A 12,791-nucleotide genomic window follows, 5' to 3' on the forward strand; every position below is an offset into this window, starting at 1 on the left:
TTTTTGATAGGTATATTTTGGACACCTATTGAATTTTTCTTGTTCCATAGTTTGACAATATTTAATGAATTTTTTGTCAACCTATTTCAGGAATATGCATTGTATAATATTGCACATAACGGAAAAAGTATTGGCGAAGACGGGCAAAAAGGAATTCGGAGAATTCAATTTTGACTGAAAGAAGCCAATGCTTTTTCGTGGAAACTAAATTACAAAAAAAGTTGGAACGAAAAGCATTGGCGGCTAAGAATATTCCAATTTTCAATTTGGATATTCAAGCCCGTTTTTGCCAATACCGTGTTAGCCGTAGTTATTTTTTTCTTCATAATAATTAAGCCAATTTTTTATTCTTCCGACAAACATTTTAAGATAATTTTCTGTTAAAAAAATATTCGACCAATCAAATCTTTGAGCTTGAATACCAAGATAGAATACAAATATTGATGCTCCAGCTTCGGGAATTAATTCAATTTCTTTTGATGATAAATTCCTTAATTTTTGATAACCATTAAGAAAATTTTTTGCCTTTAATTCGTATTCATTTTTGTCAGATTCTATAAAGAATAGTTGCTTAAGAAAATAACCGACATCTAAAATTAATAATCCATTTCCGCAATTATCAAAATCAAATATTGTGATTTCATTTTCATTATTTACGCTTAAATTATCATACCAGATATCTAAATGAACGATTCCTGTTGTATTTTCTAATTCATTAATTTCATTAAATTTCTTTGGGATTTTTTCTGCAATATCTTTTAACAGCTTCATTTCATCCAATTTTTCGTCAAAATATGGCTTTAAAAAATTGTATGCTTTGTTTAAAAGAATTTCAGAATCATAATTAATTCTGTCTATTTTTTTATTTTCGGTTATGTTGTGAATTTTTGCCATCAAAGAACCTATTGAAAAACAGATTTCATTAGACATAAAACGCATTTTTTCACCTTTAGCAAATGAAAAAAGTACAGCATATCGAACTCCTTCAGGAGCATTGATTTCTTGAATTAGATTTAGGTTGCTATCTGGAATTGGATACGAAATCGAAAGAGAATGATTTTTTAGTAAATTGAGAAGTTCTAATTCTTGCTCAATTTCTTTTTTTGTTCGCCAATTATAACAGTAAACTCGAAAAACAAACCTTATTTCATTATCCGAAATAAAGTACGTGTGATTTACTCCCGTTCTAAATAATTTACACTGAAAATTTTCTGATAGTTGATATTTTTCCTTTATAAAATTTCCTAATTCTGTTTCCGATAAAGTTGAAGCTATTACTGGGAAAGTTGTCATTGAGCACTGCTATTTAATAATTACGGCTAACGGAAAAAGTATTTGCGAAGTGCGGGCTGAATTGAGCGAAAAGTTCAATTTAGACTAAACGTAGCCGATGCTTTTTTCTTACACTAAATTACTCTTTTTTGTGGAATAGAAAAGCAGCGGCGGCAAAATATTACAAAATTTCCAACTAAAACTTCACCCCGCACTTCGCCAATACTATGTTATCTGCAGCCAGAATTGCGGTTATTTAATCATTTATGTGAGATTCGACATCCATTTGTTGATGAAGTATTCTGATAATTTCTATACATTCTTCCTTAAAGTTAATTCTGTAAAATATAAAATGAGATTTTACTCGAGAACGAAAATATCCTTTCCTAATTTCGTTATAATCTTTTCCCGATTTTGGATTTTTAGAAATATATTCGATTTCATCCATAATCAATTCAAAATAATAGTCAGCTTGTTCAATCGACCATTCTTCAAAAGTATAAAGCCAAATATTTTCTAAATCAATTTCTGCTTGTTTACTGATTTTGTAATTCATTATTCTGCAGAATATTTTTGATGTAAGTTTTGTTTGAAAGTTTCTCTATTAAAACTAGCCGCAAATCCCGATTTTTCACCTTTTTTAAGTTCTTTAATTAATTCAGATTTTTTAGTTTCCTCGTGTTCAAACATTCTTAAAGCGGCTCTTACAACTTCACTTGCTGAAGAATATTTTCCATTTTTAATTTGTGAATTGATAAAATTGTCGAAATAATCGCCCAATAAAATCGAAGTATTTTTTGCCATAACAATTTGATTTAATATTCAAAATCAAATATACCAAGTTTTGGTATTTAAACCAAATTTTATTTACGTAATATTGGTCAAATCTGGTTGCAGATAACGGAAAAAGTATTTGCGAAGGGCGGACTAAATTGGACGGAAAGTTCAATTTCGACTGAACGAAGCAAATTGCTTTTTTGTGGAACTAAATTACAAAAAAAATGTGGAACGAAAAGCAATTTGCGACTAAATGCATCGGGTTTTTGTATTATATATTCAACCCCGCCTTTTGCAAATACTATGTTATATGTATAATTTAATTTTTCGAATTTAATTGCCTGTAATTGCTTATAAATAGGGTATTTTTAAAATATTACTATGTAAACAAATGCGAAAAAAAGCAAGTAAAATAAATAATTGTTGTACTAAATGTTGTATCTTTGAAATGTAATGCTTCCGTTTATATCTCGTTGGATTTACGTTGTTTCATTTGGTTGCATTGCTTTTCAAATTTAGTTCTATTTCTTAAATTACAAAGATTATGGCAACAGTTAAACTGATACTTAGAACACAGCAGATAGATAAAAACGCAGAAAGCCCTTTATATATCCGAGTTATCAAAGATCGCAAGTCAAGGTTTATCAGTACAGGATATAAATTCAAGGAAAACCAGTGGGATGAAGAAAAGCAAAGGGTGCGAAAAAGCTTCCCTAATTCAGCAAGGGTAAATGCATTGTTGTCTCAAAGGGTTGCAGATGCAGAAGGACACGTTGCAGACTTGGAACGAAAATCAAAAACAGTGTCGGGTAGGAGATTAAAGGAAGCTATTAAAGGAAAATCCTCAGTTAATTATTTCAATTATGCTTACAATAGGTTAGAGCAAATGAAACACGGAGTTTCTTATAGAACCTACAGAGGCTACAAAGATTGCATTTCGAAGTTTGAAAATTTTATAGAAAGTAAAGATTTGAATTTTGATGATATGACAGTTTCAATGTTGAAGGACTATAACAATTATTGTAGTAATGTTCTCGAAAATTCAAATACTACAATAAAGCACGCCATGACCATTTTAGCTAAATTCTTTAAAGATGCCATAAAAGAAGATTTGGTGGATGCTAATGTCTATCCATTTGATAAAATTCAAATAAAGAAAGAACCAGGAAAGCGAATGTTTTTAAATAAAGATCAAATTCAAGCTTTTAGGGATTTAGAAGTAAGTCAGAATTCAAAAGCACCTGTTATCAAAGATATGTTTTTGTTTTCTGTTTATGCCGGAGGATTGCGTTTGAGTGATGTTCTGGAATTGCAATGGGAACATATTAACCTCAAAGAAAATAGAATTACCAAAACTATTCGTAAAACAAGAAGATTTCATAGTTTCAAAATAGGACAAGTAGCAATTGACATTCTTAACAAATACAACGACGAAGGTCAGGAAGAATCAGACTTTGTATTTCCAATGTTGGAAAATAATACTCCGTTTTTCGAAAATAGACTTTATGCTAATGCTGAAATTGAAAGGTGTACATCTCTATGTTCTTTACACCTAAAGAATATTGGAAAAGCTTTAAAATTACCTTTCAATTTATCTTTTCATCTAAGCCGTCATACATTTGCTACCAATGCACTCAACAATGGAATGCGGATAGAACACGTTTCAAAACTAATGGATCACTCAGATATTGGGATTACTCAGATTTATGCTAAGATTATTTCTCAAGAATTGGATGACGCGGTGGATAAATTTGTTTATTAATTTAACCCGTAGTGCATTTGTAAGAGTAATATAAAAAGGTTGTTCCAAAATAGAATATTTTGTATATTTAATTAATTACCAGTTAGTTAAATAATATGAACAACCTGAAAGCAAGTTACAATAAAATTTTGAGAACGATTAATAATTTGGAAAAACAGGAAAGCTATCTTGTTCAAATCAGAAAACCAAAACTAAATGATAAAGAAGTAGTTTCTTTAGTATTAGTTGCAGAATATTTGGGTATAGACAGTGAATATGAACTCTTTCGTAAAATGCCAAAATCATTGTCCTTAAAGATAGAAAGGAGTGTTTATAATCGTAGAAAAAGGAAACTATTTCCTTTTATTGAACGAATAAGAGGGCGAATGTCGAAAGCCATTATCTCTAATGAAGAATATCATATAGTAGACAGCATGCCATTGGAAATCTGTAAAATGTCAAGAAAACATAGGTTGAAAATCTGCAAAGAAGAATTTACAACATCTCCTAATGAAGGTTTCTGTGCCTCACAACAAACTCGATATTATGGCTATAAACTTCATGCTGTATGCACAATACAAGGTGTTTTTAGAAGTTTCGATTTGAGTAAAGCTTCTGTTCATGATATTCACTATTTACATGATGTTGAAAATTTATTTTCAAATGTTACTATTCTTGGAGATAAAGGCTATTTGAGCAAACAAATCCAAATAGATTTGTTTAATTATCACAAAATTAAGCTGGAAGTTCCTATGAGAAAAAATCAGAAAGATTATAAAGAACAGCCATATCTGTTGAGAAAATCAAGAAAGCGTATTGAGACACTTTTTTCACAGTTGTGTGATCAGTTTAATATTAGGAATAATTATGCAAAAACTTTTCAAGGATTTAAAACAAGAATATTAGCTAAAATAACCGCTCTAACTGTGATACAACTCATTAATAAACAAAACAACAGAAATATTAACAATTTAAAAATTAGTATTGCCTAAATGCACTACGGGTTAATTTAGTATTTTTGTTAAATTTTAGCACAAAGTGGCAGCGAATTGAAAGCCTTTATTAAGCGAGATTTGATTATGAATAACGAATTAAGTAATAAGACAGTTACTATTTATTTTGATGCTCCAATGTCTTTTGAGGCAAAAAATATTAAACCCCTGAATGGTATTACTGGTTTATATTTTATTTTTAGTTCAGATATCCAAATACAATATCCTTTTGATAAATCAAAGTTGCTTTATATTGGGATGAGTGAGAAAAGAACAAATAGTATTGGTAGCAGACTAATTGGGCATTTTGAAGGCACATCAAAAAATATCGGATTAGTGAATTACAGAAAAGTAGAACCGCTTTGGTTTACTTATATCAATATTGAAATGCTAAGGAATATTTGGGATTTCAGAGTAGAGGATTTGGAAAGTTATTTCATTCTGAATTTTGTTAAGCACTATGGTGTATATCCAATTTGCAACAATAAAACAGGATTTGAAATACTTAATAATACATTGACAACAGATTTTAAAATTGATTGGAGTTACTTCAAATAAAATAAAGACAGAATGGAAGAAGCAAATAAAAACATAATCGAAGATACAAAAGTAAAATCAGGCAAAGAAATTTTAGATGATTTTTTCAAAGAAATTTCATCAATTGAAAACGTTGATAAAAAGATTGCTGAGAGTTTGGCAGAATTATACACCAATGGAAAATTAACTGACAAGAATGTGGTTAATGAACTACAAAAAATAAGAACCGAGAATGGCAACGAAAATTAGAAGCATATCAATTACAGGAATCAGGGGAATAAAAGATTCCATTTCATTACCGCTTAATGAAAAATCTGTATTGCTATATGGCGATAACGGAACAGGAAAAAGTAGTATTTCTGATGCTATTGAATGGTTTTACACTGACAAAGTTTCTCATTTGTCGGGTAGTGAAATTGATTTGAAAGATGCTTTACGAAATTCATATCAAAAAGAAAATGACACATCTTCTATTGCCATTTCATACACTAAAAATGCAATTGATGCTACAAAGAATTTGTTTAGCAAAAAAGGAAAGCTAATATCTGAAACGTCAAATTCTTCCGATGATTTTCAAAAATACTATTCCGCTTCACAAAACGAAAACTTACTACTTAGATACCAATTTCTGCGTGATTTCATTGACCAAACCAAAGGCGACAAACTCAAATACTTGTCAGACATTATTGGTTTTTCAGAAGTAACCAAAACGAAAGATGTTTTACGAAAAGTATTTAATTCAATTAAATCAGAAATAAAAACCCAAAACTTTGAAGCACAAATTAACAATGAAAAACAAACGCTAATTGCAAAAATTGGTGCAGCAGTGAGCCAAGAGAATAATTTGTTTGAAAAGATAAATGAAATTATTGAACCTTTAAAAACAGGAATTACTGTAAGCTCTATTGAAGATATTGATAAGGTTTTAAACCACATCAAGAAACCTGCAAATACAAAACAGATAACAGAACTTCAATTTTTAGAAAATTCTAACAAAGCACTTTCAACACTTAAGAGCGAAATCTCTTTTATTGACGAAGAATATCAGAAATACTTTTCGGAGTTCAACAAAATTGCCGAAGATGTTCAAAGCATAATGCAAACTTTTTTGGCTGAACTTTTGAAGTCGGGAGAAACTGTCATAACAAAGAAATTCCACAAAGAGGATAATTGCCCATTGTGTTTACAGGAAAAGAACCTTGAAGAGTTAAAAACTGACATTCAACGGAGGTTAAAAGAAATTGAAGAATCATCTAAAAAGAAAATTGTATTTGACAGCGCTAAAAAATCTGTTTCCGACATTATAGCAGAACGATTGAAACGACTTGAACTTATAGCGAATAATGCTTTACTGAATGAACAAGAAAATGAAAGTATCAAAAAGGCAATAAGTAATTTAAGCACCAAGCTAACCGAATATCAGAAATCAGCTAATGAAAAAGTTACTTCGGGAAATAAACTTCCTGCAAACAATATTTTGATTTTAGCTGAAGATGATTTCAAAATTCAAGAGCAAATTTCTACAAGATTTGAAACAATACAAACTGCAATTAAAAACGATAAATCAACTGAACTTTACGCAAACATTTCGGCTGCAAAAGATGCTTTTTTGAAAATCAAACGCTTTGAAAAAGACAAAAGTAAATTAGAATATCAAAAGAACTCTTTGGAACTTGTTTTCAACGAATTTGTAAAACGCCAAAAAGAGGGTTTGGAAAGTTTCATAAATGCGTTTTCTTCATACATCAACGACTTCTATCAATATATGAATCCTGATGAACAATTTCACGAAATCAGGATTGTTACCATTGGCGAGGATGATGAATTAAACGGAATTACTATTGAATACAAATACAATGATGAGTGGGTTTCGCCACCACAAAAGTATTTTAGTGAATCACACTTAAACTGTTTTGGAATTTCATTTTTCTTGGCTTCTGTAATTGCTTTTAATAAGGAGAATAAATTCATCGTGTTAGATGATGTTATATCAAGTTTTGACACTACACACAGAAAACGCTTTGCAGATTTACTGTTTGATAAATTTGCAGATTATCAATTCATTCTTCTGACGCACGAAGCAGAATGGTTTAGTTATGTCCAGCAATTAGCAAAAAGAAAAGGTTGGACAATCGGAGAAATAAAATGGACAGAAGCAAAAGGAACACACCTTGAAAAAAAACCAAGTGATCTAAAAGAGTTTATTGAACGAGAACTAGCAAACAGTTCAGTTGAAACCCTTGGAAATCCAATACGAAAATATTTGGAAGCCAAACTAAAAGAGATTTGTTTGAATTTGGATGTAAAAGTAAGTTTTAGACTAAATGATGTGAACGAAAAAAGAATGCCAGATGAATTATTGAATGAATTAAAATCAAAAATTAATAAAAATGGCGGACAAGACTTAAAATCGAAAGTTCCAGTTATCGAACGTGTTGCAAATTCTTCTTTACTGGGTAATTTACTTTCTCATGATAACCCGTTTAACCCTAAAATTGGTGATTTAAAAGCATTTTGGGCAGACATAGAAGAGCTTGAAAATATTTTTTACTGTCAGGAATTAACTTGCAAACGACCTAAGGTTTCCATTAAAAACTATGATAACGTTGCAAAGAAAATAAGATGTGGCTGTGACACGACAAAATATGATTGGAAAATTTAAGTTTTCACCTAATCTTAATTTACTGTGTAATTAAACTTTTGGAACATTTAGATTAAAAATAACGACAATTAATAAACTTTTTACTTAATGAGAATCGTTCATATTTCCGATATTCATCTCTCCAAAAATAATTATACGGAGTTTGAAAATAATTATCGTGAAGCACTAATGAAAGTTCTGGAAAGGGAAAAGTCTATAAAACCAATAGATATTATTGCTATTACAGGTGATTTAGTAGATCAGGGAGGTCACTCTTTACTTGAAATAGAGAAATTTTGTGATTATAAAGACCCATATCTTATTTTTGAAGAAGAATTTATTTTGCCTTTAAAAATAAAATTAGGTTTGTTTAATTCTAATTTTTTATTCATTCCGGGGAATCATGATGTCGACGAAAATGGAATAATATGGGTCGACGAAAAAAGACTTCAAGATTCAGAAGTTAATGGTAAGGTAGACGAATTACTTTCCGCAAATAGAAGTGGATTTAATAGTAGTAATAAGCGTATTGAGTTATTTAAAAATTTTGAGAAGCGATTTCATAAGGATACAGATAAGTATACCTTTTCTAACAATGAATCAACATTTATCTATGAATATTCCAATGGAGTAAAGGTAGGCTTTGCATTAATAAATGACAGTTGGAGATGCAGTACTTGTCATTTGAAAAAACATGAAGATAAAAAGTTGTATTTCGGTGAACAACAACTATATCACGCTCTTAATAGAATTTCAACGTTTGGTACCGCTTGTAATATTATTCTCACTCATCATCCATTAGAAAGTTACGCCGAGAAAGATGAGGTGTTTAGGACTCTAGCTCAAAAAGACTTTCATTTGCATTTAATTGGAGACAAACATCATCACGCTTATTTAAATCACATTACACCAACAGGAAGTTGTTTTGGCATCATGGCTAGAGCAGCATTGAATAAACCAGCAGAAACCGAAAATAAATGGCAACCTGGGTTTCATATTATTGACATTAACTTTGAAGAGGCTATAATTGAAAAAATTACATACTACAAATATATACATGATAAATGCATGTTTGGAAAAGATAGTGATACAGCACCGGATGACGGTTGTGACAATTCTAAACATAAATTATCATTTACAAAAATTGAAAGGAATGTAAAGGTAAATAGTCAAAATCTTGATAAATCTAAATTTTTCAGATCATGAACAAAGAGTATTACGAGTTAAGATATATTGAAACAAGTACAATTGATACTGGTACGTTTTCTTTATTTGATGATATTGAAGATCGCAGAACTTTATTGGATTTCATTTACGATAATGATAAGATATTTTTATTAGGGAATCCGGGTGTTGGAAAAACAACGGAATTGAAATATATTTTTGAGGAAATTTGGAAGGATATAGATACAAGCCAATTAATACCTCTTTATCTCAACATCAAAACTTTTAGAACAATATCGACGATCGAAGATTTAATTAATGTTGAGAATTGGCAAAATTTGCCATCTATCATTTTTATTTTTGATGGTCTTGATGAAATTGCCAATATTCAGGATTTTATTTCAGAGTTGGAAAATTTTATCTTGAAATACAATGATTTAAAAATAAAATACGTATTAAGTTGTCGTACGAATATTTATGAAAAATATTTAATAAATGTTCCTGAATTTAAAAGGGTCTATCTTAAATACCTTTCTTTAGATCAAATCAAAAGAATTTTTGAAAATAAGCATGGTTTACAAGTTTCTGATGACGGAATTGAAAATTTAGAGTCTGTTCTACAGACACCATTTAACTTAGATTCGTTTGCAGAATACTTTTTTTTAAATGGAGATTTTCCTTCTACGCTGGTAGAATCCATGGAGCTGTTCATTGACTCGGAAGTTAAAAAGACAAAAGAAAAACTATGTAAAAGATTTAACTTTACAGAATCTCAAATTTTATCTGCATGCAAAAAAGTGGCTATATCAGCAGAATTAATGCAACAGAATTCAATATCTGAAGTACAGCTGCATACAATTTTAGAAGATGCTGGAATTAGTATATTTCAAGAACTTCCTTTTATTGAAATTCAAGAATCTAAAACCGATTTCAATTTCAGACATAAAAATTATCAAGAATATTTTGCAGCAAAATATATTGAGGGTTTAGAAAATGAAAAAATAATAGATTTTATTTCTGTAGAAGGTTTAAAAAAAATAAAGCCTACTTTATTTAATACAGTTACATTTCTTCTTAATATTTTGGAAGGAATACGATTTGATTACCTGAAAGAGTGGCTTATAAAACATGATATTGAAATTTTGTTCTTTGCCGATGATGATAGGTTGTCACCTGAAATCCAAAACCAAATTTTTGAAACATATTATACAGAGCGATGTTTAAATAAAACTTTTTGGTTAAATCAGAATGGGAAAGTTAAAATTGATATTCTGGCAAAATATGCCGACTTCAATTTTATTATAAAAGAAATTGAGAATAAAGAAAGATTAGAGCGAAGTCGTATTTCGCTTATTGAAGTTCTTTCTTATAAAAAATTATCAATTAGTCAATTAGAAATTACTAAAGATTTATTTTTTAAACTGATTAATGATGAAAACGCCTATTTTCAATCTGAAATTTTGAAATCTATTAAAATTCAGAATATTCACAAAAAAGACTCAGTATATTGGAAACAGGTTCTACTTTTGCTCAAAAATTCAAAAGACAAATCTATATCTCATCAGCTTATCTCAATATTGGGCACTATTCCTGAAAATGAAAGAAATAACAATATTGTTTACACAATAATTTTAAATCACTTTAATCCTGAAGATGATAGGGTTCTTCGTGGTACAGAGCAATTGGTTGGAAATATAATGCTTAAGACAAATGACGCTGATTTTTTTATGAATTTAGTCAAATTACTTTTTGATGATAATAATACCTTACGCATTGATAGTATATATTCGCCAGATTTCAAAGATGATTTAGCAATTAGAATTGAGCAGTTTTCAAAAGAAGCTGAATTTAAAAATTCATTTTTAGATTTTTGTTTTTCAAATGACGTTAGATTGTTTTCCCGAGAAGAATTCTTAAGTAGTACTTTGAATAGAATTGGAGTATCTACTGAAGATATGTTACGTCTTCTGCAATCGAACAAAGTACAGCAAAACTCATTATACGTACTAAGTAGATATTTTACAGAAGATTCTATTGATGAGGTAGTAATCGCATATACTATAGGTCAGTTAGAATTTCTTAATGCAAAAGATATTCAATCAATCCGGAACTGGATGTCTCATGACAACAGAGAACTAGCTGTATATTGGCAGAGCAAATTTTTGGAAAAAGGTTATGAATTTTCAGAGTTATTATATACAGATGAGCAAATTAGAGATTATCAAGAAAAATATGAAAGTTTTAAGAAATGGAATTTTGAAATTTTATTTAACAAAGAAAAATTAATTTCTGAAATTCAACATTTCTTTGCAACTAATGAAATTGGAGAAATTGAACAAGCAGAATTTCAAAAAATATTTTGGAATTGGTATGAGATAACCGGTTACCATGGATTACGCTATTCTGTACACGCTGTTATTGAAACGGCATTTCGTAAACAAAACAAACTTAATTTTGATTTCGTAATTGAACTTCTCAATGATGAATACTTTTATTTATCTGTGATTAAATCAATATTGAGTCATAATAGTGCGAATTTTTATAAACTTTCAGAGGATAATAGAGAAAATTTGAAAGAATTGACCTATAAGTTGGAAAGAAAAATTGATTACAAAAATGTTTTAGACCTTCATCCAACGGAAATAGATAGGTTTTCGCCTACTATTAATTATGAATATATCAAAATTCTTTTATTCTTAGATATTAAATTTGAAATACAGAGAAGTGAAGATTTTTATCTTAATGTTCTTGAATATGGAAATATTGCAGGTTCTTCGGGACAAGAGAATGCTAATTTTATAGATTTCATAAAGTCAAGAATAATTGACCCGATAAAATTAAACAATAGAGTTATAAAAAATATCAAAGAAATCTCGCTTCGATATTTGGCAAAAAAAGACCATTTTGAATATGCAATTGAGAATAATCTAAATGAATGTTATACGAAAATAGGACAACAATTAATTGAGGATGATTTTTTATATTTTAGTAGTGATATTCTTGATTATTTTTCAGATAAAATTGATAATCCTCTCGAATATCTGAAATCTTGTTGTACAGATGTATCTACTCATTTGTGTTGGAGAGCAGTTAATCTAATTAAAGAAAAATATAATGATGATGCTTTTTGTTTAGAAATAGCAAGGACATATTTAGGGAAAGATCACAAAGAATTTATTCATAAAGCCGTAAATATTCTTTTTTATACAAATCAAAAGGATTCCTTGTATTATTATGATGTTATGCTCAATACAATGATAGATATTCAGCATGGGGGAGCAAGCGGAAATCTTCCAAAAGATGTTTCCAATTATAAACGATTAAATGAGCTTGAACTGATTGAACCACTATTTTATAAAATTTTTGTAGAAACGTATGAGGGTTCATTTTACTTACATCATTCAAGGGAATTTTTGAGAATTGTTATTGCTAATCTTGGTTATTGTGAAGAAGGATATAATAATTTGAAAATAATTTTATCAAAGATTAAATCTGATGTTGATGATAAAACTAATCAAGCTTTTTATATTAACCATTTAATTGAAATTTTAGAAAACTCCTATCTGAAATCAAATTCAAAAAAAATTTCTATAAATGATGTGATAAAAACAATAAATTCTTAAACTTTTTTCAATCATTGAATAAGAAAAATCTTGCGTTGCTTTTC

At 29.3% G+C, this 12,791-nt stretch carries 10 protein-coding genes; 7 read left to right on the forward strand and 3 right to left on the reverse strand.

What is annotated here, in order from left to right:
• Positions 1-300: 300 nt before the first annotated feature.
• From IV513_RS02900 to IV513_RS02910, 3 genes are all read right to left on the reverse strand, one after another.
• Complete coding sequence (locus tag IV513_RS02900; protein ID WP_209389018.1) at positions 301-1,293, reverse strand: phosphotransferase; 993 nt, start codon at positions 1,291-1,293, stop codon at positions 301-303.
• 235 nt (positions 1,294-1,528) lie between these two features.
• The gene (locus IV513_RS02905; RefSeq protein ID WP_209389019.1) at positions 1,529-1,828 is read right to left on the reverse strand and encodes a type II toxin-antitoxin system RelE/ParE family toxin; all 300 of its coding nucleotides are present in this window, start codon (positions 1,826-1,828) and stop codon (positions 1,529-1,531) included.
• Entirely contained in the window at positions 1,828-2,076 is a 249-nt protein-coding gene (locus IV513_RS02910) for a type II toxin-antitoxin system ParD family antitoxin (protein WP_077564582.1), read from the reverse strand. Before IV513_RS02910 ends, IV513_RS02905 begins: the two co-directional genes overlap by 1 nt.
• 517 nt (positions 2,077-2,593) lie before the next feature.
• On the opposite strand from IV513_RS02910, the gene IV513_RS02915 reads away from it, so the two are divergent.
• The 7 genes from IV513_RS02915 to IV513_RS02945 all read left to right on the forward strand — a co-directional run bounded on the left by IV513_RS02915 (position 2,594) and on the right by IV513_RS02945 (position 12,747).
• Entirely contained in the window at positions 2,594-3,811 is a 1,218-nt protein-coding gene (locus IV513_RS02915) for a site-specific integrase (protein WP_209389020.1), read from the forward strand.
• 95 nt (positions 3,812-3,906) lie between these two features.
• The gene (locus tag IV513_RS02920) at positions 3,907-4,782 is read left to right on the forward strand and encodes an IS982 family transposase (RefSeq protein WP_209389021.1); all 876 of its coding nucleotides are present in this window, start codon (positions 3,907-3,909) and stop codon (positions 4,780-4,782) included.
• 87 nt (positions 4,783-4,869) lie between these two features.
• Positions 4,870-5,340, forward strand: a complete 471-nt coding sequence (locus IV513_RS02925; RefSeq protein WP_245168838.1) for a hypothetical protein — start codon at positions 4,870-4,872, stop codon at positions 5,338-5,340.
• A gap of 12 nt (positions 5,341-5,352) precedes the next feature.
• Complete coding sequence (locus tag IV513_RS02930; RefSeq protein ID WP_209389022.1) at positions 5,353-5,568, forward strand: hypothetical protein; 216 nt, start codon at positions 5,353-5,355, stop codon at positions 5,566-5,568.
• Complete coding sequence (locus IV513_RS02935; protein ID WP_209389023.1) at positions 5,552-7,981, forward strand: hypothetical protein; 2,430 nt, start codon at positions 5,552-5,554, stop codon at positions 7,979-7,981. Before IV513_RS02930 ends, IV513_RS02935 begins: the two co-directional genes overlap by 17 nt.
• Before the next feature lie 87 nt (positions 7,982-8,068).
• The gene (locus IV513_RS02940) at positions 8,069-9,166 is read left to right on the forward strand and encodes a metallophosphoesterase (protein ID WP_209389024.1); all 1,098 of its coding nucleotides are present in this window, start codon (positions 8,069-8,071) and stop codon (positions 9,164-9,166) included.
• Positions 9,163-12,747: an NACHT domain-containing NTPase gene (locus IV513_RS02945; RefSeq protein WP_209389025.1), complete on the forward strand. Its 3,585-nt coding sequence runs from the start codon at positions 9,163-9,165 to the stop codon at positions 12,745-12,747. Before IV513_RS02940 ends, IV513_RS02945 begins: the two co-directional genes overlap by 4 nt.
• The last annotated feature ends 44 nt before the right edge of the window (positions 12,748-12,791 follow it).

It is taken from the genome of Chryseobacterium sp. RR2-3-20 (genome assembly GCF_017808115.1).
GTDB classification, from domain to species: domain Bacteria; phylum Bacteroidota; class Bacteroidia; order Flavobacteriales; family Weeksellaceae; genus Chryseobacterium; species Chryseobacterium oryzae.

Coding starts and splice junctions, on each gene's coding strand:
- IV513_RS02920 (WP_209389021.1), top strand. CDS start 3,907: ATGAACAACCTGAAAGCAAGTTACAATAAAATTTTGAGAACGATTAAT.
- IV513_RS02925 (WP_245168838.1), top strand. CDS start 4,870: ATGAATAACGAATTAAGTAATAAGACAGTTACTATTTATTTTGATGCT.
- IV513_RS02900 (WP_209389018.1), bottom strand. CDS start 1,293: ATGACAACTTTCCCAGTAATAGCTTCAACTTTATCGGAAACAGAATTA.
- IV513_RS02910 (WP_077564582.1), bottom strand. CDS start 2,076: ATGGCAAAAAATACTTCGATTTTATTGGGCGATTATTTCGACAATTTT.
- IV513_RS02915 (WP_209389020.1), top strand. CDS start 2,594: ATGGCAACAGTTAAACTGATACTTAGAACACAGCAGATAGATAAAAAC.
- IV513_RS02935 (WP_209389023.1), top strand. CDS start 5,552: ATGGCAACGAAAATTAGAAGCATATCAATTACAGGAATCAGGGGAATA.
- IV513_RS02930 (WP_209389022.1), top strand. CDS start 5,353: ATGGAAGAAGCAAATAAAAACATAATCGAAGATACAAAAGTAAAATCA.
- IV513_RS02905 (WP_209389019.1), bottom strand. CDS start 1,828: ATGAATTACAAAATCAGTAAACAAGCAGAAATTGATTTAGAAAATATT.
- IV513_RS02945 (WP_209389025.1), top strand. CDS start 9,163: ATGAACAAAGAGTATTACGAGTTAAGATATATTGAAACAAGTACAATT.
- IV513_RS02940 (WP_209389024.1), top strand. CDS start 8,069: ATGAGAATCGTTCATATTTCCGATATTCATCTCTCCAAAAATAATTAT.